Annotated in this window: 21 protein-coding genes; 15 read left to right on the top strand and 6 right to left on the bottom strand. The window is 70.1% G+C overall.

Features of this window, described 5'->3' with window-relative positions:
* Positions 1-2: 2 nt before the first annotated feature.
* Entirely contained in the window at positions 3-1,106 is a 1,104-nt protein-coding gene (locus tag EIL87_RS21790) for an FAD-binding oxidoreductase (protein ID WP_125092653.1), read from the bottom strand.
* A 304-nt stretch (positions 1,107-1,410) separates the two neighbouring features.
* On the opposite strand from EIL87_RS21790, the gene EIL87_RS21785 reads away from it, so the two are divergent.
* The 5 genes from EIL87_RS21785 to EIL87_RS21765 all read left to right on the top strand — a co-directional run bounded on the left by EIL87_RS21785 (position 1,411) and on the right by EIL87_RS21765 (position 6,825).
* Positions 1,411-2,163, top strand: a complete 753-nt coding sequence (locus EIL87_RS21785; RefSeq protein ID WP_233576474.1) for a pyridoxamine 5'-phosphate oxidase family protein — start codon at positions 1,411-1,413, stop codon at positions 2,161-2,163.
* Between the two features lie 84 nt (positions 2,164-2,247).
* Positions 2,248-2,712, top strand: a complete 465-nt coding sequence (locus EIL87_RS21780) for a MarR family winged helix-turn-helix transcriptional regulator (protein WP_233576473.1) — start codon at positions 2,248-2,250, stop codon at positions 2,710-2,712.
* A 120-nt stretch (positions 2,713-2,832) separates the two neighbouring features.
* A complete protein-coding gene (locus EIL87_RS21775) occupies positions 2,833-3,324 on the top strand; it encodes a MarR family winged helix-turn-helix transcriptional regulator (protein WP_125092456.1) in 492 nt (163 codons plus the stop codon).
* Positions 3,321-5,837, top strand: coding sequence for an MFS transporter (locus EIL87_RS21770; protein WP_125092455.1), 2,517 nt, complete (start codon positions 3,321-3,323; stop codon positions 5,835-5,837). The genes EIL87_RS21775 and EIL87_RS21770 overlap by 4 nt, the downstream gene beginning before the upstream one ends.
* 121 nt (positions 5,838-5,958) lie before the next feature.
* Complete coding sequence (locus EIL87_RS21765; protein WP_125092454.1) at positions 5,959-6,825, top strand: YceI family protein; 867 nt, start codon at positions 5,959-5,961, stop codon at positions 6,823-6,825.
* Between the two features lie 155 nt (positions 6,826-6,980).
* Here EIL87_RS21765 and EIL87_RS21760 read toward each other — a convergent pair whose 3' ends face one another.
* Entirely contained in the window at positions 6,981-8,555 is a 1,575-nt protein-coding gene (locus tag EIL87_RS21760; protein WP_125092453.1) for an alanine/glycine:cation symporter family protein, read from the bottom strand.
* A gap of 226 nt (positions 8,556-8,781) precedes the next feature.
* Here EIL87_RS21760 and clpB point away from each other — a divergent pair, with 226 nt between their 5' ends.
* Positions 8,782-11,367: an ATP-dependent chaperone ClpB gene (clpB, locus tag EIL87_RS21755; RefSeq protein WP_125092452.1), complete on the top strand. Its 2,586-nt coding sequence runs from the start codon at positions 8,782-8,784 to the stop codon at positions 11,365-11,367.
* Between the two features lie 221 nt (positions 11,368-11,588).
* On the opposite strand, the gene EIL87_RS21750 is transcribed toward clpB, so the two are convergent.
* Entirely contained in the window at positions 11,589-12,794 is a 1,206-nt protein-coding gene (locus EIL87_RS21750) for an MFS transporter (protein WP_125092451.1), read from the bottom strand.
* 89 nt (positions 12,795-12,883) lie between these two features.
* On the opposite strand from EIL87_RS21750, the gene EIL87_RS21745 reads away from it, so the two are divergent.
* From EIL87_RS21745 to EIL87_RS21725, 5 genes are all read left to right on the top strand, one after another.
* Positions 12,884-13,507 carry a TetR/AcrR family transcriptional regulator gene (locus tag EIL87_RS21745; RefSeq protein WP_125092450.1) on the top strand — a complete coding sequence of 208 codons (624 nt, stop codon included), beginning with the start codon at positions 12,884-12,886 and terminating at the stop codon, positions 13,505-13,507.
* Between the two features lie 100 nt (positions 13,508-13,607).
* Positions 13,608-14,306 carry a type III secretion system chaperone family protein gene (locus EIL87_RS21740; protein WP_199740553.1) on the top strand — a complete coding sequence of 233 codons (699 nt, stop codon included), beginning with the start codon at positions 13,608-13,610 and terminating at the stop codon, positions 14,304-14,306.
* A gap of 69 nt (positions 14,307-14,375) precedes the next feature.
* Complete coding sequence (locus EIL87_RS21735; RefSeq protein WP_125092449.1) at positions 14,376-15,149, top strand: SDR family NAD(P)-dependent oxidoreductase; 774 nt, start codon at positions 14,376-14,378, stop codon at positions 15,147-15,149.
* Positions 15,150-15,167: 18 nt separating this feature from the next.
* The gene (pyrE, locus tag EIL87_RS21730) at positions 15,168-15,710 is read left to right on the top strand and encodes an orotate phosphoribosyltransferase (RefSeq protein WP_125092448.1); all 543 of its coding nucleotides are present in this window, start codon (positions 15,168-15,170) and stop codon (positions 15,708-15,710) included.
* Entirely contained in the window at positions 15,707-16,351 is a 645-nt protein-coding gene (locus EIL87_RS21725; RefSeq protein ID WP_125092447.1) for a TrmH family RNA methyltransferase, read from the top strand. Before pyrE ends, EIL87_RS21725 begins: the two co-directional genes overlap by 4 nt.
* Positions 16,352-17,048: 697 nt before the next feature.
* Here the strand turns inward: EIL87_RS21725 and EIL87_RS21720 are convergent.
* The 3 genes from EIL87_RS21720 to EIL87_RS21710 form a co-directional block, all read right to left on the bottom strand.
* Positions 17,049-17,720, bottom strand: a complete 672-nt coding sequence (locus tag EIL87_RS21720) for a DedA family protein (RefSeq protein WP_125092446.1) — start codon at positions 17,718-17,720, stop codon at positions 17,049-17,051.
* A 319-nt stretch (positions 17,721-18,039) separates the two neighbouring features.
* Positions 18,040-19,185, bottom strand: coding sequence for an N-acetylglucosamine-6-phosphate deacetylase (nagA, locus tag EIL87_RS21715; RefSeq protein WP_125092445.1), 1,146 nt, complete (start codon positions 19,183-19,185; stop codon positions 18,040-18,042).
* Between the two features lie 133 nt (positions 19,186-19,318).
* Entirely contained in the window at positions 19,319-19,891 is a 573-nt protein-coding gene (locus EIL87_RS21710) for a SigE family RNA polymerase sigma factor (protein WP_125092444.1), read from the bottom strand.
* Positions 19,892-19,985: 94 nt separating this feature from the next.
* Here EIL87_RS21710 and EIL87_RS21705 point away from each other — a divergent pair, with 94 nt between their 5' ends.
* The 4 genes from EIL87_RS21705 to EIL87_RS21690 all read left to right on the top strand — a co-directional run bounded on the left by EIL87_RS21705 (position 19,986) and on the right by EIL87_RS21690 (position 23,189).
* On the top strand, positions 19,986-20,264 hold the full coding sequence (locus tag EIL87_RS21705; RefSeq protein WP_125092443.1) for a YciI family protein: 279 nt from the start codon (positions 19,986-19,988) through the stop codon (positions 20,262-20,264).
* A gap of 207 nt (positions 20,265-20,471) precedes the next feature.
* Positions 20,472-21,506, top strand: coding sequence for a class II fructose-bisphosphate aldolase (gene fbaA, locus EIL87_RS21700; protein ID WP_125092442.1), 1,035 nt, complete (start codon positions 20,472-20,474; stop codon positions 21,504-21,506).
* 84 nt (positions 21,507-21,590) lie between these two features.
* Positions 21,591-22,001 carry a DUF3151 domain-containing protein gene (locus EIL87_RS21695; protein WP_125092441.1) on the top strand — a complete coding sequence of 137 codons (411 nt, stop codon included), beginning with the start codon at positions 21,591-21,593 and terminating at the stop codon, positions 21,999-22,001.
* Between the two features lie 84 nt (positions 22,002-22,085).
* Entirely contained in the window at positions 22,086-23,189 is a 1,104-nt protein-coding gene (locus tag EIL87_RS21690; RefSeq protein ID WP_199740552.1) for an FUSC family protein, read from the top strand.
* Positions 23,190-23,626: the final 437 nt, after the last annotated feature.

The raw sequence follows: 23,626 nt of genomic DNA, 5'->3' as shown, positions 1-23,626 counted from the left end.
GCTCAGTCCAGGGTGAAGGGGTCGTAGCGGATGCGGTCGAGGGTGGTGCCCGCGACGAGCATCTTGGAGACCGTGGCCCGGATCATGGCCGGCGAGCCCGAGACCAGGACGTCCCGCTCCTCCCACGCGCCGTAGCTGGAGACGACGTCGGCGAGGGTGCCGTGCTCGACCCCGTCGACCTGCGGGTCGTCCTCGAGGACCCCGGTGATCGTCAGCCACGGGTTCTGCATCGCGACGTGGCGCAGGTTCTCCAGGTCGTAGAGGTCCTCGCGGGTGCGGCCGCCGTAGAAGAGCTGAACGCGCGGGTTCTCGCCGTACTGCGCGAGCTCGTCGATGATCGCGCGCATCGGCGCGACACCGGTTCCCCCGGCCACCATGAGGACGTCCGGCGAGTTCTCCCGCTCGACGGTCAGCCGGCCCATCGGCGAGCCGATCCGCCACTGGTCGCCGGGCTGGGCGTGGCCGACCAGCGCTCGGCTGACCCACCCGCCCTCGACGGTGCGGACGTGGAACTCCACCACACCGTCGTCGCCGGGCGCGTTGGCCGGCGAGAGGTAGCGCCACATCCGGGGCCGCTGCGGCACCTCGACGCTGACGTACTGGCCGGGCTGGTAGGGCACCGGGTGGTCGGCTTGGACGCGGATCACCGCGAGGTCCCAGCTCAGCCGCTCGTGGTGCAGGACCTGGCCGGTGTACCAGGCGGGACCGTCGTCGGCGGCGGCCGCTTCGGTCATCGCCGAGGCCATGACCGTGTAGGCCTCCGCCCAGGCGCGTTCGACCTGGTCGGTCCAAGCGTCACCGGCGTAGCGCTTGATGGCCGCCAGCAGTGCCGTGCCGACCGCCTCGTAGTGCTGCGTGACCACGCCGAACTTGCGGTGGTCGCGGCCCAGCTGGTGCAGGAACGGCAGCAGCTCGTCGGGCTTGTCGACCATCTGGATGACGTGGACCAGCGCTCGGAGCAGGCGGCTGCGCTGCACCTCCATGTTGGCGGCGAACAGCTCGCGGGTGTGCGGCGCGATGCTGAACAAGGTGCCGTAGAAGAACTTCGCGACCTCGTCCGAGTGCGGCTCGACCACCGCGTAGCTCTCGCGGATCAGCCGGACCATCTTGCTCACGCCGGAGTTGGACGGCTCGTTGTTCGGGGGCGGACCGGGGCTCAGTACGGCGTTCGTCATCGTTTCGGGCGCAGTCTTCTCCACGTTGGCGGCAAGCACCTGGGGTGGGCGCACCGCTACCTGCAAACGTCCCCCGACTCAGGGGCGACCCTAACCTCTGATCAGTTGATCGTCTGCCTTGATGGCACTTTCGAGTGCTTTGCAACTACTTCACGTAGATAATCCATCATTCAGTCGGGGGAAAGCTAGTAGGCATCCTGTTACCTGAGGGAGCGACGTGACACTGTGGCGCGCTGTGACCCCCGATCACAGCACACCGGTCGGCATGGCCCCCGCAGCCATGCTGGACCTCGAACTGGCCGACGCCGAACCACCCCCCGCTCCGACGGAGCCGCAGCTCGCCGACCCGTTCCAGCAGGCCTCCCCGACCCTGCCCGGATCCGCCGGCGAGCACCTCCTGCAGTGCGCTTACGGCACCGAGAAGCGGGCCCGCCGCTTCTACGACGACCAGGTTCTGGACCGGCTCAACGACGAGATGAAGCGGTTCATCGGCCGCATGGAGATGGCCTTCGTGGCCACCGCCGACGCCCGTGGTGAGTGCGACGCGAGCCTGCGGGCCGGTCCTCCGGGCTTCATCGAGGTGCTCGACGACCAGCACGTCTGCTACCCCGAGTACCGGGGCAACGGCGTGATGGCCAGCCTCGGCAACATCAGCGAGAACCCGCACGTCGGAATCCTCCTGGTGGACTTCGTCACCGACCTGATCGGCCTGCACGTCAACGGCAAGGCCCGGATCGTCGAGGACTCCGACCTGCGCGCCATCTACCCGGCGCTGCCCTCGGAGTTCGACCGCGGGCGCACGCCCGAGCGGTGGGTCGTGGTGCAGGTCGAGGAGGCCTACATCCACTGCCGCAAGCACATCCCACGGATGATGCCTGTCCTGCGCGAACGCACCTGGGGCACCGATGACGTCAAGCGCAAGGGCGGCGACTACTTCGGCGCCAAGGGCATGCCGCGCCCGTGGCACGAGGTGTCGACCGGGCGCTGACCGACGAGTTCTCGGGCTGGTGCTCCGCAGCGCGGCCGAGCTCCTTAGAGTGGGGCGAAACGGTCACGACGTGCGGGGAGAGCAGTGGACGAGCACGACGACGAGATCCTCGAGGACCCCGCGCGCCGGGAGGCCGCGGAGGAGGTCGAGCGCGAGCTGGTGATGATGTTCCGCAACGCCCGGAACCTCTCCACGCACATCGCCGCGCTGGTGCACCCGGACCTCGACCCGGCGTCGTACACGCTGCTGCTCATGGTCGCCCACGAAGGACCGCTGCGCGGCATGGACCTGGCCGACCGCACCGGCCTGGACAAGTCGACCGTCTCCCGGCAGATCGCCACCCTCGTCGACCTGCAGCTGCTGGAGCGCGCGCCCGATCCCGACGACGGTCGCGCCCGCCGCATCCAGCTCTCCGAGCTGGGACGGGAGCGGCTGGAGCGGGTGCGCGCCGAGCGCCGCAAGCACCTGCACGGCCAGTTCGCCAGCTGGAGCACCCAGGACCTCGCTGACCTCGCCCGCCTGCTGGGCAAGCTGAACCAGACCAGCTGAACCGTCACCACCAGGCGGAACCCCCGAACGGCTCGGGTGTTGCGGGTCACCCTCATTTCAGTTGCGTGCTACAACCAAGTGGTCCTATCGTTGCCTTGAGCAACTAAAGGATGGGCTCGCATGGGACCGACACCAGAGACCTGCGGTGAGTTGCTGCGCCCGCTCCGCGCGCTGATGGGCCTCAAGCAGGTCGCGCTGCAGCGGAGCCTGCAGATCGCCGACCAGGTGCCCTACGCGGCAGCAGGACTGCTCACCGAGCTCGTGCACCGCGGCGAATGCCGGGTCTCCGACCTCGCCCACCACCGCATCGTCGATGCCTCCGTGGTGAGCCGGCAGGTGACCAGGCTCGAACAGGCCGGACTGATCACGCGCCGTCCCGACCCCGCCGACCGGCGGGTCTCGCTGCTGCGCGCCACCGCTGACGGCGACCAGGTCGTCGCCGAGCTCGAGCGCAAGAAGCAGGAGTGGATCAGCGAGGCGCTGGTCGGCTGGGACGACGCCCAGGTCCGCGAACTGGCCCGGTTGCTCGGCGACGCGATGTCGGACATCCGCCGCCACACGATCGACGACGGAGACCTCTCGGGCTCCGAGATGGGGGAAGGAACTCGATGACCAGCTCGACGGAGACGGCGCCCGAGGTGTCGGCTCAACCGAGCGCGCCGCACGAGTCGGCCCAGGAACCGGCGATGTCGCACCGCCAGATCCTGGAAGCCATGTCCGGCCTGATGTTGGCGCTGCTGGTCGCCATCCTCAGCTCGACCATCGTGTCGAACGCGCTGCCGAGGATCATCGCCGACCTCAACGGGACCCAAGGGCAGTACACCTGGGTCGTCACGGCGATGCTGCTGACCTCGACCGCCTCGACCCCGCTGTGGGGCAAGCTCTCCGACCTGTTCAGCAAGAAGCTGCTCTACCAGGTCGCCATCACCATCTTCACCGTCGGCTCGGTGGCCGGCGGGTTCGCGCAGTCGATGGAGACGCTGATCGGCTTCCGCGCCCTGCAGGGCATCGGCATGGGTGGTCTGCAGGCGCTGATCCAGGTCGTGATCGCGGCCATGGTGCCGCCGCGCGACCGCGGCCGCTACAGCGGCTACATCGGCGCCACCTTCGCGGTCGCCACCGTCAGCGGCCCGCTGGTCGGCGGTGTCATCGTCGACACCCCGTGGCTGGGCTGGCGCTGGTGCTTCTGGGTCACCGTGCCGATCGCCGTCATCGCCTTCATCGTGCTCGGCCGGGTGCTCAAGCTGCCGGTGGTCAAGCGCGAGGTCAAGATCGACTGGTTCGGCGCCCTGTTCCTGGTCGGCGGCGTGTCGCTGCTGCTCATCTGGGTCTCGCTGGCCGGCAAGGACTTCGACTGGCTGTCGCCGGAGACCGGCTGCTTCGTCGGTGGCGGGCTCCTCGCGCTGATCATCGCCGTGATCATCGAGTCCCGGCACAGCGAACCGATCGTGCCGCTGCGGATGTTCCGCAATCCCACCGTCACGCTGGCGACCCTGGGCACCGTGGCGGTCGGCACCGCGATGTTCGGCGGTGCGGTGTTCCTCGGCCAGTACTTCCAGATCGCGCGCAGCTTCAGCCCGACCACCGCTGGCCTGATGACGCTGCCCATGGTCGGCGGGCTGTTTCTCTCCTCCACCATCAGCGGCCAGGTCATCTCCCGGGTCACCGGCAAGACCAAGCCGTTCCTGCTCGTCGGCTCCATCGTGATGATCATTGCGATGGGGCTACTGAGCACCGTCGATCACGAAACGAACCTGGTGCTGATGGGGGTCTACCTCTTCCTGATGGGAAGCGGAGTGGGCATGCTCATGCAGAACCTGGTGCTGGCCGTGCAGAACGCCACCAGCGCCAAGGACATGGGCTCGACGACCTCCGTCGTCACCTTCTTCCGCACCTTGGGAGGTTCGGCTGGTGTGTCGGTGCTAGGCGCGGTGCTGGCCACCCGCGTGCAGGACTACATCGTGGAGGGTCTGTCGCAGATCCCCGGCGCGGCCCAGGCCGCGGCCTCCGGCGGCGGCACCGGATCGCTGGACGTGGGGCACCTGCCCGGGCCGATCCAGACCATCGTCCGCGCGGCCTACGGCGATGCCATCGGTGACATCTTCCTCATCTCGGCGTGCATCTCCGTGGTCACCTTCCTCGCGGTGCTGTTCATCCGCGAGAAGCCGTTGCGGACCACGATCGAAAGCAACGAGGAAATGGAGGCGGCTTCGGTGGCCGCACACGAAGAAGGCCTGGACAACGGCAGGAACAACGGTGCGCAGGTGAACTCCGAGCAGGCCAGCCCCTGGACGGAGCCGTCGATCCCGTCGTTCGCCTCCAACGGCGCGGCGCTCACCGGTCGGTTCCTGGAGGGCCAGGAGCTCGTGCGGCGGTCCGTGCACGGCGTCGTCCACGACTCGATCGGGACCCCGGTCTCGGGCGTGGTGCTCACGCTCACCGACGCCAACGGGCGCCAGGTCGAGCGGGCCCGCACCGACCACGACGGCCAGTTCCACTTCGAGGTCGAGAACGCCGGCACCTACGTGCTGATCGCCTCCGGCGGCAGCTACCAGCCGACCGCCTCGATGGTCGTCGTCTCCGACGGCCCGGTCCGTCACGACGTGCAGCTGCTGGGCGCCGGTGAGCTCAGCGGCCTGGTGCACGTCGGCGGGGTCGGCGTGCCGGGCGCGATGGTGGTGCTCACCGACGTGCGCGGCGAGGTCGTGGCCACCAACGCCACCGACGCCGACGGCGAGTACGGCTTCTCCGACCTGGTCGGCGGATCGTACGCGCTGACCGTCACGGCCGACGGCTACCGCCCGGTGGCCCACCCGATCGTGGTCACCGACGGGGAACGGGTGCGGCTGGACGTCGCGCTGCAGACCGGTGCGCAGCTGCACGGTGTGATCCGCTCCGCCAACCTCGGGGTCCCGGTGCCGGACGCGCGGGTGACCCTGCTGGACTCCTCGGGCGCGGTCGTCGCCGCGGGCACCACCGACATCGACGGCAACTACCACTTCACAGACCTGCCGGACGGCGAGTACACGGTCATCGCCAGCGGGTACCCGCCGGTCGCCAGCTCGCTGCGGTTGACGGGCCAGGAGTCGTCGCACGACGTCGACCTGGGCTACCCGGAAGGCTGACGTTCGCACCTGCACCACCCGCAGATCACGGTCCTGCTGCGGCGGGCGGGAACGGCTGGACGCCGGACCCGCCCACCGAGCAGGATCAGGATCGAGCTCTGCCCGAAGGAGTGTTTTCACGATGGATCTCGGCCGACCGCAGGCCGCGGCGGACCACGGCGTGACCGGTGCCGCTCGGGGTTCCGGGGCGGTGACCGCCTCGGTGCGCGGGAGCGACGGGTGGCCGGTACCGGAGGCGGTGCTCACCCTCATCGACGGGAGCGGCGCCCAGGTCGCACGGGCCCAGGGCGACGGCCAGGGCTCGGTGGTGGTCTCCGGGATCGCCGCGGGCGCCTACACCGCGATCGTCACCGCGATCGGCCACGAGCCCGCTGCGCGCACCACGCTGGTGCACGAGGGCGCCACGGCCACCCTCGGGGACGTGGAGGTCCGCCGCGTCGGCGGCGCCGACCTGCCGGCCCCCGGGCTCTGGCGGATCGACCCGGTGCACTCCTCCATCCAGGTCACCGCCAAGCACCTGGGCCTGAGCAGCATCCACGGCCGGTTCAACGAGTTCGCCGGTGAGGTGCACATCGGCACGCCGATCGAGACGTCTCAGGTGGAGGCCCGGATCAAGGCCGAGAGCATCGACACCGGCAACTCGATGCGCGACGACCACCTGCGTGCTGAGGACTTCCTGCACGTCGCCGAGCACCCGGAGATCACCTTCCGCTCCACCGGGCTGCGTGCCCGCGGCGGTGACAAGTGGGACATCGAGGGCGAGCTGACGATGCTCGGCGTGAGCAAGCCGGTCGTGCTCGACACGCGCTTCGACGGCGTCGGCACCGACCCGTGGGGCGGCACGCGCGCCTCCGCCTCGGCGGTCGCGCAGCTGCGCCGCGACGACTTCGCGGTGCGCTTCAACCAGTCGCTGGCCTCCGGCATCGCTGCCGTCGGCACCACCTTGCGCGTGCAGATCGACATCCAGGTGGTGCGCGAGGAGGGGTAGGACTCGGAGCGGTCTGCTGTGGCTGGCTCGGCCGCTCCGCGTGGAGAAGCCGTGCGCACGTCGGGGGTGCGCACGGCTTCTCGCTTTCTCGGCTTGAGCCAGGCCGGTGGCCTTCCGGATCCGGAGCGGCGCCGGAAGGCCACCGGCCGTCGGGATCAGACCCCGGCCTTGTCGACCTTGCGGACCTCGCCGGAGCGGATCTTGGCCTTGTAGTCGGCCAGCTCGTTCTTGACCACCGGGATCATGATGTAGAGCCCGATGATGTTGAACAGGGCCAGCAGGAACAGCACCGCGTCGGTGAAGTCCATGACGCTGCTCAGGCTCAGCACCGAACCGACGATCACGAACAGGCAGAACACGACGTTGTAGATGTTCATGCTCACCCGCGTGTTGCCGAAGAGGAACAGCCACGCCCGCTGGCCGTAGTAGCCCCAGGTGATGATCGTGGAGACGGCGAAGAGCACGACCGCCACGGTCAGCACGTAGGGGAACCAGGGCAGGACGGTGGCGAAGGCCTCGGAGGTGACGGTGACGCCGTCCGGCTCCTCTCCGCCGGCCATCGCGGCCTTCTGCCCGTCGAGCCACAGCTGCGGCTGCGCGATGACGATGGTCAGCGCGGTCATGGTGCAGACGATGACCGTGTCGATGAAGGGCTCCAGCAGCGCGACCAGGCCCTCGGTGACGGGGTGCTCGGTGCGGACCGCGGAGTGCGCGATCGGCGCCGATCCCAGGCCGGCCTCGTTGGAGAACGCCGCGCGCTGGAAACCGACGATCAGCACGCCGATGAGACCGCCGAAGCCGGCCTCCGGGGTGAACGCGCCCTGGACGATCGTGACGACCGCGTCCGGCACCGCGGTGATGTTGACGCCGATGACCGTCAGCGAGGCGAGGACGTAGATGACCGCCATCGCGGGGACCAGCTTGCTCGTCACCGCGCCGATCGACTTGATGCCGCCGACGACGACCGCGCCGACGATGATCGCCAGGACGATGCCGAAGACCAGCGCAGCACCGTCGGAGCCGAGCAGGCCCTCCTCGCCGCCGGTCACGTCGCGCACCTGGGCGAAGGTCTGGTTGGCCTGGAACATGTTGCCGCCGCCGACGCCGAACAGCAGGATCATGACCGCGGCCAGCACGGCCAGCACCTTGCCCAGTCCCCGGCCGAAGGCGTTGGGGATGCGCTCGGCGAGGCCCTTGCGCAGGTAGTGCATCGGGCCGCCGTGCACGTTGCCGTTCTCGTCGATCTCGCGGTACTTCACACCGAGGGTGCACTCGACGAACTTGGTGGCCATGCCGAGCAGGCCGCAGAGGATCATCCAGAAGGTGGCCCCCGCGCCGCCGATGGTGACCGCGACACCGACACCGGCGATGTTGCCCAGCCCGACGGTCCCCGACAGGGCTGATGAGAGCGCTTGGAAGTGGTTGATCTCGCCCGGCTCGTCGGAGCTGGTGTACTTGCCGCGCACCAGGTCGACGGCGAGCTTGAAGTTCCTGATCTGCACGAAGCCGAAGACCAGGGTGAACACCGTCGCGGCGATCACCAGCCACGCCACGATCCACGGGAAGCTCACGCCGAAGACGGTGATCTCACCGAAGACGAACCCGGAGAAGGCCTCCGAGATCGGCGTGAAGACGTTGTTGATGGTCTCCTCGATACCGGCGAGCGGACCGGACTCGGCCGCGAGGACGAGTTCGCCGTCCGGCGGTGCGGTCCCCAAGGTGTATGTCATGGCGCAATAGCAAAGCGGGCAAAACCGCTGAATACAAGCACTGTGAGTAACAATCTGCAGAAAGTTCGCCCGAACGGTTCGCTCCGGCCTCACGTGGTGTGAAAGACCGATTCCGGTTCGGGAAGTTGGCCTTGAGCGGAACTCGCTCAACTTTTGTTACGTTGAACGTGTTGAGTCTGGCGTCGACCAGCGGGAACACCGAGCACGAACCGGCACGAGGTGAGGAATGGACGCGTTCAACCCCACGACGAAGACCCAGCAGGCGATCTCCTCCGCGGTCCAGGCCGCCACCATGGCGGGCAACCCGGACGTCGGCCCGGCCCACCTGCTCGGCGCGCTGCTCGCCCAGGCCGACGGGTTGACGGCGCCGCTGCTCAGCGCCGTCGGTGCCGAGGTCTCCGACGTGCGCCGCGAGCTCGAATCAATGATGAGCTCGCTGCCCACCGCCACCGGCAGCACCGTGGGCACCCCGCAGCTGTCCGGCGAAGCCGTCAAGGCCCTCACCCACGCGCAACGGCTGGCGACGGAGATGGGCGACGACTACGTCTCCACCGAGCACCTGCTGGTCGGCCTGGCCGCCGAGGGCGGACGGGTGGCCGAGCTGCTGCGCAAGCACGGCGCCACGCCCGACGCCCTGCGCGACGCCTTCTCCGAGGTGCGCGGCTCGGCGCGGGTGACCACCCCCGATCCTGAAGGCACCTACCAGGCGTTGGAGAAGTACGGCCAGGACCTCACCGAACGCGCCCGCTCCGGCGACCTCGACCCGGTGATCGGCCGCGACGCCGAGATCCGCCGCGTCGTGCAGGTGCTGTCCCGGCGGACCAAGAACAACCCGGTGCTCATCGGTGAGCCCGGCGTCGGCAAGACCGCCATCGTCGAAGGCCTCGCCCAGCGCATCGTCGCCGGTGACGTGCCCGAATCGCTGCGCGGCAAGCGCGTCGTCGCCCTCGACCTCGGTTCGATGGTGGCCGGCGCGAAGTACCGGGGCGAGTTCGAGGAGCGGCTCAAGGCGGTGCTCAAGGAGATCACCGACTCCGCGGGCCAGGTGATCACCTTCATCGACGAGCTGCACACCATCGTCGGCGCCGGCGCGACCGGCGAGGGCGCGATGGACGCCGGCAACATGATCAAGCCGATGCTCGCGCGCGGCGAGCTGCGCATGGTCGGAGCCACGACGCTCGACGAGTACCGCGAGCACATCGAGACCGATGCCGCTTTGGAGCGCCGCTTCCAGCAGGTGCTCGTCGGCGAGCCGAGCCCGGAGGACGCGGTGGCGATCCTGCGCGGGCTCAAGGAGCGCTACGAGGTGCACCACGGTGTGCGGATCACCGACGGCGCCCTGGTCGCCGCCGCGACCCTGTCCGACCGCTACATCACCGCTCGGTACCTGCCGGACAAGGCCATCGACCTGGTCGACGAGGCCGCCTCCCGGTTGCGGATGGAGATCGACTCGCGGCCGGTGGAGATCGACGAGGTGGAGCGCGCCGTGCGCCGCCTGGAGATCGAGGAGATGGCGCTGTCGAAGGAGTCGGACCCGGCCTCCGGCGAACGGCTCGCCGCGCTGCGCGCCGAACTCGCCGACAAGCGCGAGAAGCTCTCCGAGCTCACCGCGCGCTGGCAGCAGGAGAAGGAGTCCATCGACCGGGTCCGCGACCTCAAGACGCAGCTGGAGCAGCTGCGCGGCGAGGCCGAGCGCGCCGAACGCGACGGCGACCTGGGCAAGGCCGCGGAGCTCCGCTACGGCCGGATCCCCTCGCTGGAGAAGGAGCTCGAATCCGCCACCGAGGCGCAGTCCGAGCGCAAGGCGATGCTGCAGGAGGAGGTCACCGCCGACGACGTTGCCGACGTGGTCAGCGCGTGGACCGGCATCCCGGCAGGACGCCTGATGGAGGGCGAGACGGCCAAGCTGCTCCGCATGGAGGAGGCGCTCTCCAACCAGGTCGTCGGGCAGGAGGAGGCCGTGCGCGCGGTCTCCGACGCCGTCCGGCGCAGCCGCGCGGGCGTGGCCGACCCGGACCGGCCGACCGGGTCGTTCCTGTTCCTCGGCCCGACCGGTGTCGGCAAGACCGAGCTGGCCAAGGCCCTGGCCGGGTTCCTGTTCGACGACGAGCGGGCGATGATCCGCATCGACATGAGCGAGTACGCCGAGAAGCACTCGGTGGCCCGCCTCGTCGGCGCCCCGCCCGGCTACGTCGGCCACGAGCAGGGCGGCCAGCTCACCGAATCGGTGCGCCGCAAGCCCTACTCGGTCGTGCTGTTCGACGAGGTGGAGAAGGCCCACTCCGACGTCTTCGACGTGCTGCTGCAGGTCCTCGACGACGGACGGCTCACCGACGGGCAGGGCCGCACGGTCGACTTCCGCAACACGATCCTGGTGCTCACCTCGAACCTGGGTTCGCAGGTCATCGCCGACCCGAACCTCACCGAGAAGGACCGGGACGAGGCCGTGATGTCGGTGGTGCGCGGGCACTTCAAGCCCGAGTTCCTCAACCGGCTCGACGACGTCGTGGTGTTCCACCAGCTCAACACCGAGGAGCTCACCTCCATCGTGGACATCCAGGTGCGCAGGCTGGCCAAGCGGCTCGCGCAGCGGCGGCTCACCCTCGACGTGCAGCCGGCAGCCCGGGACTGGTTGGCGCTCAACGGTTTCGACCCGATCTACGGCGCCCGCCCGCTGCGCCGCCTGGTGCAGACGGCCATCGGCGACCAGCTGGCCCGCAAGCTCCTCGCGGGCGAGATCCGCGAGGGCGACAAGGTCCGCATCGACGTCACCGACGACAACGAAGGCCTGGTGGTCGAACCCGCCGAGTGACCCACCCTCCGAGGACACCCGGTGAGAACCCCTCACCCTCCGCGAGGGGTTCCCACCGGGCCCGCCTCCCTGCGTCGTTCGCCCGGGCAACGACATGGCGCGCGAAGTGTCGTTCGCCTGGGCGATGACAAGTCGCGCGACATGTCGTTCGGCCGGGCAACGGAGATCTCGTGCGACACGTGCGGGGTCCGGAAGGGCGCCGGTGGCGACGTCCTCGCTGGTCAGCGGCGGGTGGTCGACAGGGCCGCGATCGCAGCGAAGAGGGACGCTGCCGCCGTGAAGGCCAGGGTCGCGGTGCGGAGGTCGGTGATCGTGCTGAGGTAGCCGAGCGTGACGCTGGGGACGGTCGCCGAGAGGTAGGCGACGACGTAGATCATCGACGATGTCCCGGCGCGCTGGTGCGGCGCCGCCAGGCTGGTGAGCAGCCGGAAGGCGCCCATGAACATCAGCCCCCACCCGATCCCGAGCACGGCTGCGGCCGCGAAGAACAGGGCGGCGTCGGCGGTGATCTCCGAAGCTGCGACCCCGGCCAGAGCGAGCACCATCAGCCCTGCACCGACGCGCACCGCGCGTTCGGCCGTCCAGCGGGCCAGCAGCAGTTGGGTGAGCCCGCCGAGCCCGGCCAGCACCGCCACCGGCAGACCGCTGATCAGGTTCGGGTAGCTGTGCACCATGCCCTTGACCACTGACGGGGCCAGCGACATGAACATCCCGCCGACGGTCCACGAGGCCAGCACCATCGTCGACATCAGCGCGAACCGGAGGCCTTGCCCGGCGGGCACGACCGGCCGCCGGGGCCGCAGCGCCTCGCGCAGCGGGCTGCTCTGCGCCACCGGCTCGGGCATCGCCAGCACGACCGGGATCGCCACCGCGAAACCGGCGGCAAGCAGCAGGTAGGTGGTCAGCGTCGGACCGGGCAGGAACTGCACCAGCACGCCGGCCAGCAGCGAACCGAGCGCCATGCCCAGCGCCGCGGCAACCCCGTTGACCAGCGAAACCTGGTTCGACCCCGGCCGCTGGAAGTCCAGCAGGGCACCGCTGATCGCGCTGGTGGCCGCCCCGGTGGCCAGGCCCTGCAGCACGCGGCCCGCGAAGAGCCCGCCGACGCCGGAGGCCAGGGCCAACGCCAGCACCGCGACGATCTCCAGCACCAGCGCACCGACCAGCACCGGGCGCCGTCCGACGTGGTCCGACAGCGATCCGCAGAGCAGCAGCGCCACCAGGATCGCCACCGAGTACGAGGCGAACACCTCGGTCAGCACGGTGTTGGTGAAACCCCACCGCTGTTGGTAGAGCGAGTACATCGGGGACGGAGCGGTCGAGGCCATCAGGAACAGGGCGTAGATCCCGCCGATGGACCAGAACGAGCCGGAACGCGACAGCCCGCTCTCGCGCTGGACGCGGGGTCGAGCCAGTTCGGTGGTCATGCGCTTCCTCGGGTGTGGAGATCGGTCGGTCCGGCAGCGACAACCGCTGGGCGGAACGAACCATTCCGCACGGGCGTAGCCTTGTGCCCATGCCCACAGCAGCCTCCGCTCGGCACGACGACGCCGTCATCCGCGCGGCGCGGGAGGTCTTCGCCGAACACGGCATGGCCGCCCCGATCTCGGAGGTCGCCCAGCGCGCCGGAGTCGGCGTCGCCAGCATCTACCGCCGGTACCCGAGCAAGACCGAGCTCGTCGAGCAGGTGCGCATCGCGGCGTTCCGCCTGGTCATCGACGAGGCCGAGGCCGCGCGCGCCGAGGAGCAGGACCCGTGGCAGGCGCTGAGCCGGTTCATGCACCGCTGCCTGCGCGAGGGGTCGGGCATCGGGACCGTGCTGCCCCAGCCGGAAGCGCAGCACCCCCGCTCGGTGGTGTTCCGCGACCTGCAGCAGAGGGTCGCCGAGGTGATCGAAGCGCTGGTGGAGGACGCCAAGCTGGCCGGCGAACTGCGCGCCGACGTGGACTGGCCGGACGTCCTGCTGCTGTTCAAGCACCTCAACCCGTCGCTGCCGACCAGCGAGCCGCGCCGCGCCGAGCTCCGCGCCCGCTACCTCGGGCTCGTCCTCGACGGCATGCGCGCGGAGGGCGCACCGCTGCGCGGCCCGGCGCCCGACACGGCCGAGTGGCGTGCGCTCTGCGACGGCAGAACGGCCTGACGTCCGGTTTTCGCACGTCAAGATCAGCCGAACGAGCGGTTCGAACTCCGATCCCCAGGTGATCTTCGAGATCCGCGACGTTCGGACTACCCTGCCCGGTGTGGGCATACCTGCGTGGCTCTGGTTCCTCGTCGCCGCCGTCGCGATCGTCGCCGGCGTCGCGCTGCTGATCTCCGACCGGTCGCAGCGCACCTCGAACAACCGGGAACGGCGCCGCTGGGCGGCGCTGCGCGGTTGGCAGTTCGCCGAGGTGGACCGCGTCCTGCCGACCCGGTGGGAACGCGGCGTGCTCGCCCAGAACGGCGCCACGACCGCGACCGACGTGGTGGCGGGCTCGACCTTCACCGCCGACGGCCGTCGCCAGGTCTACGTGCTGGACCTCGAGGCCGGCGGCAAGAACGTCGCGGTCGTGGTGGGCATCCGCTGCCGCCGCACGGCCCCGGCGACCATCGAGCTGTGGCTCCCCGACGTCCCCGTGCCGCAGGACTCGGGTCTGGACCTGCTGGGTCCGGTCGGTTCGCGGTACGCCTTCGTCACCGAGGTCGCCGCGGCTCGCCCGCTGGTCACCGAGGACCTGGTCGACGCCACCGAGGAGATCGGCCAGGACGTCACCGTGGTGTGGCTGGAGAACGACTGGGTGCTCGCCGCGATGCACCCGGCCGACGCCGACCCGGCGCGCCTGGAGCGCTTGCTGCGCGACCTCGGGGACCTCGCCGACCTGGTCGACCCGTTCGACAACGACCCGAACAGCGCTCCTGCCCCGGCCGACTCCGAGGAAGCGTCGGAGCACATCCAGTAGGTCGCGCAACCGGTTCCGCCTGCCGCACCGCGGCGCCGCCCGCATTCCGAGACCGGTAGGTTCGGGAACATGCCTACCGCACTCGTCACCGGCGCCACCGCCGGAATCGGCCGCGCTTACGCTCGTCGGCTTGCGGCTGAAGGTCACGACATGGTCCTGGTCGCGCGCGACGCCGAGCGGCTCGGAGAGCTCGCCGACCGGCTGCAGACCAGGCACAACGTGCGGGTCGAGGTGCTGACCGCCGACCTGGCCGACGCCGCCCAGCGCGCCCAGGTGGCCGCGCGCGTCGGGGACGTCGACGAGCCGGTCGACGTGCTGGTCAACAACGCCGGTTTCGGCACCGGCGGCGCCTTCTGGGACCTGTCCACCGACGTGCTGCAGCGGCAGCTGGAGGTCAACGTCGCCGCGGTCCTCGAGCTCACCCACGCCGCCGTGCGGCAGATGCGCGAGCGCGGGCGCGGTGACGTGATCAACGTCGGCAGCGTGGCAGGGTTCTTCACCGCCTCCGGCTCCACCTACGCGGCCACCAAGGCCTACGTGATCGCCTTCTCCGAGGGGCTGGCGACGGCGCTGACCGGCACCGGCGTGCGGGTCATGGCGCTGTGCCCGGGCTTCACCCAGACCGAGTTCCACCAGCGCGCGGGCCTGGAGATGAGCAAGCTGCCGCGCGCGTTCTGGCTGCAGGCCGACCAGGTGGTGCACGAGTCGCTGGCGGACCTGCGCGCGGGCAAGCCGGTGTCGATCCCGGGCGCCCAGTACAAGGCGCTGGTCGCGATCGGACGGCTCATCCCGAAGAAGCTGCAGCGCATGGTGGTCACCCGCACCGTTCCGGGCCGGACCTGAGAACTATCCTCACACCTCGTGGTGAACGAGAAGCAGCGCTCCGAACTGGCCCGCCTGGTCGAGGAGCTCGCGGTGGTGCACGGCAAGGTCACGCTGTCCTCCGGCAAGGAGGCCGACTACTACGTGGACCTGCGCCGCGCGACCCTGCAGCACCAGGCGGCTCCGCTGATCGGGAGTCTGCTCCGGCAGATCACCGCTGATTGGGACTACAGCGCCGTCGGCGGCCTGACCCTCGGCGCCGACCCGGTCGCGGCCGCGATGATGCACGCCGACGGCCCGGCGCTGGACAGCTTCGTGGTGCGCAAGAGCGCCAAGACGCACGGGATGCAGCGCCAGGTCGAGGGGCCGGACGTCTCCGGGAAGCGGGTGCTGGCCGTGGAGGACACCTCGACCACAGGCGGCAGCGTGCTCACCGCCGTGGACGCGCTGCGCGAGGCCGGTGCCGAGGTCGTCGGCGTGGCGACCGTGGTCGACCGCGCCACGGGGGCGCGCGAGGCCATCGAGGCGGCCGGCCTGCCCTACCGCTCGTTGCTGGGGCTGTCCGACCTCGGGCTGGCGTGAGCGAGGACGTCGGGCCCACCGAGTGGGGCACCAGCGTCGGGGTCGGCCCGTGGGAGGGGCCCTGGCCCGATGACGAGCGCTACGACCCGGAGCTCCTGGAGCACGGCGACCGGCGCAACGTCGTCGACGAGTACCGCTACTGGCGGCGGGAGGCGATCATCGCCGACCTGGACCGGCGGCGGCACGACTTCCACGTGGCCATCGAGAACTTCCAGCACGACCACAACATCGGCACCGTCGTGCGCACGGCCAACGCGTTCCTGGCGCGAGCGGTGCACATCGTGGGCCGCCGGCGCTGGAACCGCCGGGGCGCGATGGTCACCGACCGGTACCAGCACGTGCACCACCACCCGGACGTCGCCTCGCTGGTCGAGTGGGCGCGAGCCGAGGACCTGGCCGTGGTGGCGGTGGACAACACACCCGGGGCGGTGCCGCTGGAGCGCGCGGAGCTGCCGCGCCGCTGCGTGCTGCTGTTCGGCCAGGAGGGCCCCGGCCTGCACGAGGAGTCACGCCACGAGGCGGAGCTGGTCGTCTCGATCGCCCAGTTCGGCTCGACCCGCTCGATCAACGCGGGCGTCGCCGCAGGCGTCGTCATGCACACCTGGATCCAGCAACACGCCAACCTCGACGAAGCCTGGTGAAAACCAGCGGCCAGGTGAACCCCGCGGTCGAAGGCTGAGCGGCTTGACGAGGCCGGTGTGTTCAGGTGAACCCCGCGGTCGAAGGCTGAGCGGCTTGACGAGGCCGGTGTGTTCAGGTGAACCCCGCGGTCGAAGGCTGAGCGATTTGACGAGGCCGGTGTGTTCAGGTGAACCCCGCGGTCGAAGGCTGAGCGATTTGACGAGGCCGGGTGTGTTCAGGTGGCCCCGCCGAACACGGAGCCCACCGGCGAGGCCAGGTTCAGCCCGGACTTCCCACTGCCCGGCACGCCAACCCGAGCAAGGACTCCCGTCGCCTGAGCACGACACCTGACCAGCAACCGGAACACGCGCACCCGATGAGCCCCGACCACGCTCACGCGGGCGCCGTCGAACCTTCGCGCGACATTGCGACCGGGTAGTCAAGTTCGAAATTCGCGCGAACTTGGAATGCTCGGCGTGTAGGCAGTCGACACGCCGCAGTGTGTCGGGTTCGGGTGGCGGCGTGTCGGGGTCGGGGGCGGGCGGTCTGGGCAGGTAGCCCGAGTCGCGCCAGGCTGGGGCCCGACCATCCTTCCCCAGCTGGTAGGGGATGCCGGACACGCGGCCCAGGACGGAGGCGCGGCCCCGGACGGACGTGCGGCCCCGGACACGAGAAGAGCCGGCACCCTGGGGTGCCGGCTCTTGCTCGAGGACTTCGTCAGGCTGCTTCGCGAGCCTTCTCGCGGCGGCTCTTGACGTACTCGATGATGATCGGGACGACGGAGATCAGGACGATGACGATCGCCATCGCCTCGATGTTGTTCCGGATCCACGGGATGTTGCCGAGGAAGAACCCGAGCAGCGTCATGCTCACGGTCCAGGCCACACCGCCGATGGCCGAGTAGCTGAAGAACTTCTTCTGGTCCATCTGCCCGATGCCGGCGACCGCCGTGATGAACGTGCGGACGATGGGCACGAAGCGGGCCAGGATGATCGCGCGGGCGCCGTACTTCTCGAAGAACGCGTGCGTCTTGTCGACGTGCTCGCGCTTGAAGAGCTTCGAGTCAGGCTTGTTGAACAGCGCCGGACCGACCTTGCGGCCGATCCAGTAGCCGGTCACGTTGCCGATGAAAGCGCACACCGCCAGCAGTGCGCAGACCAGCCAGACCGGCGTGTTGATCGACCCGGTGGCGACGAACAGGCCGGTCACGAACAGCAGCGAGTCACCCGGCAGGAAGAAGCCGATGAGCAGACCGCATTCGGCGAAGATGATCAGGCAGACGCCGATCAGCGCGAACGGGCCGAGACCAGAGACGATGTTCTCCGGATTCAGCCAATCCGGAAGCAGAGCGAGCGCGGGCTGTGCCGCGGCGGCGAATTCGGACGTCACGGTTGCCAACGGTACCGTGGCGCCGCGCTCCGCAACCGTCGGGCGACCCAGCTGACATCAACGCAGCGCACACCTCTCGTCACCCGAACGGGTGGAGCACCGACGCGACCGCCACGACGAACCCGGCCACCGAGCCCAGTGCGGTTGCGAACAGCAACAAGCCTGCGCACGTCCACCGCTGCCGCCGAGGTTCGGACCGGGCCGCCCGGCCGCTCGCGCGCGCAGCGCGGCGGACAGCGCCTCCTCGGGGCTCTCGCCGGTCATCGCGCGCCCCTGGCCAGCTGGCGGCCGTGATCGGTGCACCTCGAGGCGGACCTGGTCAGGAGGGCTCGGTGAGCCACTGGCCACGCCGCATGACGCCCTGCAGGTCCAAGTCGTCGCCGAGCACCACGAGGTCGGCGCGCGCCCCCGGCCGGATCTCGCCGACCCCGGTCAGGCCGAGCCGGCGGGCCGGGTTGGTGGCCGTGGCCGCGACCGTGGCGGGCACCGGCAGGCCGCAGCTGACCACGAGGTTGCGGAACGCGGCGTCCATCGTCAGCGTGCTGCCGGCCAGCGAGCCGTCGGCCAGCCGCGGTTCGCCGTCGACCACGGTCACCGGCAGCGCGCCCAGCTCGTAGGTGCCGTCGCCCGCGCCGGTGGCGCTGATGGCGTCGGTGACCAGGATCGTCCGGTCGGTCCCGACGTGGGTGGCGGCCAGCCGCGCCACGGTCGGGTGGAGGTGCACGAGGTCGCAGATCAGCTCGACGCTCACCCGCTCGTCGTCGAGCAGCGCACCGACCGGCCCGGGCTCGCGGTGGTGCAGCGGCCGCATGCCGTTGAACAGGTGCGTCGCCACGGTCGCCCCGGCGTCCACCGCCGCCAGCACCTGCTCGGCGTTCGCGTCGGTGTGCCCGACCGCGGCGACCGCACCACCATCGACCAGTTGCCGTACCGCGTCCGCCGAGCCGGGCAGCTCGGGCGCCAGGGTGACCATCCGGACCGCGCCGCGCCCGGCGTCGAGCAGCTGCTGCACGTCGTCGGCCTCCGGCGCGCGCAGCACCTCGGGCGCGTGTGCGCCGCACCGCGCGTGCGAGAGGAACGGTCCTTCTAGGTGAACACCGGCGATCAGCCCGTCGGCGGTGAGCTCGGCGAGCGTGGCGATCTGCTTGACCAGCTCCGAGATCGGCGCGGACACCAGGCTGGCCAGCATCGTGGTGGTGCCGTGCGCCCGGTGGTGGGCGACCGCGGTCTGCGTCTGCTCGGGCTCCAGCGAGGTGACCGCGCCGCCGCCTCCGCCGTGGCAGTGGACGTCCACGAAGCCGGGGACCAGCCAGCGGCCGGACAGCTCGACGGCGGGGCCGTGCGGAACGGCGCCGTCGCCCACGTCGACGATCGTGCCCGAGGACACCCGCACCCAGCCCGGTTGCGCGACTCCGCCCGGGGTGACCACCCGTGCGCCGGTGAGGATCAGTTCGGCAGTGTTCACAACCTCGATCCTCCGCCAAACGCGAGCAGTGGTCTACACCAACGACGGTGTTGTGGGGCTCATCGCCACCTCCACGGACGGTCGCACGTCGAACGTGTCCGGTTCGCCGGGCACGAGCCGTTCGTGGGAAACCTCATCCGCCGATGTGCTTCTGCAGCGCGTCCAGCGCCCGGCTGGCCGTGGACTTCACCGTGCCCTTGGAGACGCCGGTCGCCTCGGCGATCTCGGCCTCCGACAGGTTGCCGTAGTAGCGCAGCACAAGCACCTCGCGCTGGCGGCGCGGCAGCTTGCTCAGCGCGTCGACCACGGCCTGGTGCTCGGCGGTGAGCATCGCCAGCGACTCGGCGGAACGCGCGTTGGCCTGGTGCGGCGGCTGGTACTCGCGAGCCGTCTTGCGGCGGCGGAGCATCGACCGCGACCCGTTCACGACCGCGGTGCGCAAGTAGGCGATCGCAGCGTTGGCGTCGCGCAGGCCCGACCAGTTCCGGTACAGGCCGGTGAACGCTTCCTGGACCACGTCCTCGGCGCTGCTGATGTCGTCGACCAGCAGGATCGCCAACCGGACCATCCGCATCCGCTGCTGCCGGTAGATGTCCTCGAGGGACAGCGGCTGCTGCTGCGCGTCCCGGTGGACGCCGTCCAACTTGCGGAGCGTGCCGAAGGTCTTCTCGACGCTGCGCTCCACCCCTTCCGCGTGACCGCCCATGATCGGAGAACGTACCGGGTGCGGAGGGGTCCGCGGGGGCGGTTCTCGGATAGCGTCGAGGCGATCGTTTGAATTCGCCGCGATGGAGGACGACATGGCGAGGTTCGTTGTCGAACTGGTCTACGGGCCGGACGAGGACAAGCGGCTGGCGGTTCGGCCAGACCACCGGGAGTACTCGCGAGTGCTGGCCGAGCAGGGCAAGTTGCTGGCCGGCGGCCCCTACACCGACGGCAAGGGCGCGCAGATCATCTACGAGACCGCCGACGAGGCGGAGCTGGAGAACCTGCTGGCAGCGGACCCGTACACCAAGGCCGGGGTCATCGCTTCCACCACGATCAGGCAGTGGGAGGTCGTCACCGGCGCTTGGGTGTAGGCGGCGGGTGCCCCGGCGTGTGACTATGTGCACAGGATCGTTTTCTGAATCCTTGCACCAACTTTTCAAAACAACACCGCTGGGGCACTGTGACGCGCGGAAGAGTGGTAACTGCCCTGAGCTGCCGCGGAAGGCGCTCGGGGGTTCCTAAGATGCTGCGCGAACTCGCGTCACTGAAGACCGAACTCCATCTGAGGAGGATGACCGATGCCCATCGCGACCCCCGAGGTCTACACGGAGATGCTGGACCGGGCGAAGTCCGGTGAATTCGCCTATCCAGCGATCAACGTGACTTCCTCGGAGACGCTCAACGCGGCGCTGCGCGGGTTCGCCGAGGCCGAGAGCGACGGCATCATCCAGGTGTCGACCGGTGGCTCCGAGTTCGCTTCCGGCACCAAGGTCAAGGACATGGTCACTGGTGCCACGGCGCTCGCCGAGTACGCGCACGTCGTCGCCGCCAAGTACCCGGTGAACATCGCGCTGCACACCGACCACTGCCCGAAGGACAAGCTGGACGGCTTCGTCCGCCCGCTGATCCAGATCAGCCAGGAGCGCGTCAACCGCGGCGAGAACCCGCTGTTCCAGTCGCACATGTGGGACGGCTCGGCGATCGACCTCGACGAGAACCTGCAGATCGCGCAGGAGCTGCTGGAGCAGTCGGCCAAGGCGAAGCTCGTGCTGGAGCTCGAAGTCGGTGTCGTCGGTGGCGAGGAAGACGGCGTCGCCAACGACATCAACGAGAAGCTCTACACCGCGCCGGGTGACTACGTGAAGACCGTCGAGGCCCTCGGCAACGGCGAGAAGGGCCGCTACCTCCTGGCCGCCACCTTCGGCAACGTGCACGGCGTCTACAAGCCGGGCAACGTCAAGCTGCGCCCGGAGATCCTCAAGCAGGGTCAGGACGTGGTGTCGGAGAAGCTGGGCCTGGCGCCCGGCTCGAAGCCGTTCGACCTGGTCTTCCACGGTGGTTCCGGTTCGCTGCTGGAGGAGATCCACGAGGCGGTCTCCTACGGCGTGATCAAGATGAACATCGACACCGACACCCAGTACGCCTTCACCCGGCCCATCGCCGAGCACATGTTCAAGAACTACGACGGTGTGCTGAAGGTCGACGGCGAGGTCGGCAACAAGAAGACCTACGACCCGCGCAGCTACCTCAAGGTCGCCGAGCAGGCCATGGCCGCTCGCGTGGCCCAGGGCTGCGAGGTCCTCAAGTCGGCAGGTCGCATGATCGCCGGCTGAGCCGAGCACGTCCGCGACCACGGCCCGTCCGCCCCCGGGGTGGACGGGCCGTCGTCGTCCGGGCGGTAGTGCGAGGATTGGGTCATGACGAGGAACCTGTTGGAGCCGCCGGAGACGCTGCTGCCGGAGAGCCCCGAGGCGCAGGGCGCGCTGGACGCCGGCACCGACCCCACCGAGGTCGCCGCGCAGCACCCCGCGTTCAGCGCCGCCTGGGCCGCGCTCGCCGACGCCGCCCTGCAGCGGGGCGAGAACATCGCCGCCTACGCCTACGCGCGCACCGGCTACCACCGCGGCCTGGACGCGCTGCGCCGCTCGGGCTGGAAGGGCTTCGGCCCGGTGCCGTGGCGGCACGAGCCCAACCGCGGCGTCCTCCGCTCGGTCGCGGCGCTGGCCAAGGCCGCCCGGGCCATCGGCGAGACCGACGAGTTCGACCGCTGCCGTCAGCTCCTGGAGGACAGCGACCCGGCGTCCCTGGAGGCCACCGGGCTGGCCTGACCGCCACGTGCCCGGCTCCCGTCCGCGGAGGCCGGGCACGTCGTGCCAGGGCGGTGGGGACGTTCGGTGGCGGAGGATGGGTTCGTGGGGCGAGTGCGCGAGGAGTTGATCCGGCGGCTCCGGCGGTTGTACCGGACCGGCGTGCCGATCGTGCAGTGCGGTGTGTCCGCCGGACTGGCCTGGTTCCTCGCGCACGACGTCATCGGCCACGTCGCTCCGTTCTTCGCCCCGATCGCCGCGGTGATCTCGCTCGGGGTCTCGCTGGGCCAGCGGATGCGTCGCGCCCTCGAACTCGTCGTCGGCGTGAGCATCGGCATCGGTGTCGGTGACGTCCTGATCTCGGTGATCGGCTCCGGCCCCTGGCAGATCGCGCTCGTCGTCGCGCTCGCGATGTCCACGGCGGTGCTGCTGGACAGCGGTGTGCTCATCGTGATGCAGGCGGCGTCGTCGTCCGTGCTGGTCGCGACCCTGCTGCCGCCCGCCACGGCCGGTGGGCTGACGCGGATGATCGACGCCGTGGTCGGCGGGCTGGTCGGCTTCGTGGTCGCCGCGCTGCTGCCCGCCAACCCGCTCGCCGTGGCGCACCGCAACGGGCGCGTGGTGCTGGGGGCGCTGACCGATGCGCTGCGCGGGATCGCCAGCGCGGTCGCGCACCGCGACGTGTCGATGGCCGCCGACGTGCTCGCCGACGCCCGCAAGAGCCAGAAGTCGGTCGAGGAGTTCCGCGCCGCGTTGGAGGCCGGGGCCGAGATCGCCCGCTTCGCGCCGATCCGGTGGCGCAGGCGCGGTGACCTCGACCGCTACGAGGTCGCCGCCACCCCCGTCGACCGGGCGCTGCGCAACACCCGTGTGCTGGCCCGGCGCGCGCTGGCCGCGCTGCGGGCCGGCGAGCCCGTGCCGCGACCGCTGCCGGGCATGCTCGAAGAGCTCGCGGGGGCCGTGGTGCTGTTGCGCGACGAGCTGGCCAGCGGCGTGGACCCGCTGCAGGCCAGGGAAGCCGCCCGCTCCGTCGCCAAGAAGTCCACCGTGGAGATGCTGGGCGAGGGCGACTTCTCGATGCAGGTGGTCGTGCTGCAGGTGCGCTCGATCGCGGTCGACCTGATGCAGGCCTCCGGCCTCAGCCGCAACGAAGCGATCGCCGCCCTCCCCCCGCTGCACCCCGGAGAAGAGGACGAAGCCGAGGCGTAGAAGACCCGGCCAACCCCCCGTTCCGAGCCCCGATCCTGCGCAGTTCCGTTCACAATTCGCGCGAACTTCGACGAAGGACTTCGGCCCTCGAACGTCGCGCGAACTTCGACGAAGAACTCAGCCGGCTCCGCTGCTCGTCACCCGGTGAGGGGGTAGTGCGACATGTCGCACCACCCCCTCACCGGGTGACCCGGGAGGCCGTGCAGCGGCCTGCACCAGGAGCGGCGCACGGGGTCGCGGAGCTCGTGGAGCCCACGGAGTCGTGCGTCGTGGAGCCGCTCTTGCCCCAGCCTTCGGCGTTCCCGGTAGCCGCACCGCACCGCGAAAGCGGTGCTCACCTCCGCTAGTAGTGCTTTGTTAGGTCGGTAATCGGTGGATGTGTTGGTGGCAGGTGGGGCAGGTGCCTGACCAGGTGGCGAGCAGGGTTTGTAGCTCGC

The sequence above is a fragment of the Saccharopolyspora rhizosphaerae genome, from assembly GCF_003931915.1.
In the GTDB taxonomy this organism is placed as follows: domain Bacteria; phylum Actinomycetota; class Actinomycetes; order Mycobacteriales; family Pseudonocardiaceae; genus Saccharopolyspora; species Saccharopolyspora rhizosphaerae.
The sequence above is the reverse complement of the archived record's forward strand: the minus strand, read 5'-3'. Positions and strand labels throughout refer to the sequence as shown.

What these genes read in the sequence shown, in the direction of transcription:
- EIL87_RS21760 (WP_125092453.1), bottom strand. Translation starts at nt 8,555, where the DNA reads ATGACATACACCTTGGGGACCGCACCGCCGGACGGCGAACTCGTCCTC.
- EIL87_RS21770 (WP_125092455.1), top strand. Translation starts at nt 3,321, where the DNA reads ATGACCAGCTCGACGGAGACGGCGCCCGAGGTGTCGGCTCAACCGAGC.
- EIL87_RS21790 (WP_125092653.1), bottom strand. Translation starts at nt 1,106, where the DNA reads ATGGTCCGGCTGATCCGCGAGAGCTACGCGGTGGTCGAGCCGCACTCG.
- EIL87_RS21735 (WP_125092449.1), top strand. Translation starts at nt 14,376, where the DNA reads ATGCCTACCGCACTCGTCACCGGCGCCACCGCCGGAATCGGCCGCGCT.
- EIL87_RS21710 (WP_125092444.1), bottom strand. Translation starts at nt 19,891, where the DNA reads ATGGGCGGTCACGCGGAAGGGGTGGAGCGCAGCGTCGAGAAGACCTTC.
- clpB (WP_125092452.1), top strand. Translation starts at nt 8,782, where the DNA reads ATGGACGCGTTCAACCCCACGACGAAGACCCAGCAGGCGATCTCCTCC.
- EIL87_RS21775 (WP_125092456.1), top strand. Translation starts at nt 2,833, where the DNA reads ATGGGACCGACACCAGAGACCTGCGGTGAGTTGCTGCGCCCGCTCCGC.
- EIL87_RS21750 (WP_125092451.1), bottom strand. Translation starts at nt 12,794, where the DNA reads ATGACCACCGAACTGGCTCGACCCCGCGTCCAGCGCGAGAGCGGGCTG.
- EIL87_RS21695 (WP_125092441.1), top strand. Translation starts at nt 21,591, where the DNA reads ATGACGAGGAACCTGTTGGAGCCGCCGGAGACGCTGCTGCCGGAGAGC.
- EIL87_RS21745 (WP_125092450.1), top strand. Translation starts at nt 12,884, where the DNA reads ATGCCCACAGCAGCCTCCGCTCGGCACGACGACGCCGTCATCCGCGCG.
- fbaA (WP_125092442.1), top strand. Translation starts at nt 20,472, where the DNA reads ATGCCCATCGCGACCCCCGAGGTCTACACGGAGATGCTGGACCGGGCG.
- EIL87_RS21765 (WP_125092454.1), top strand. Translation starts at nt 5,959, where the DNA reads ATGGATCTCGGCCGACCGCAGGCCGCGGCGGACCACGGCGTGACCGGT.
- EIL87_RS21705 (WP_125092443.1), top strand. Translation starts at nt 19,986, where the DNA reads ATGGCGAGGTTCGTTGTCGAACTGGTCTACGGGCCGGACGAGGACAAG.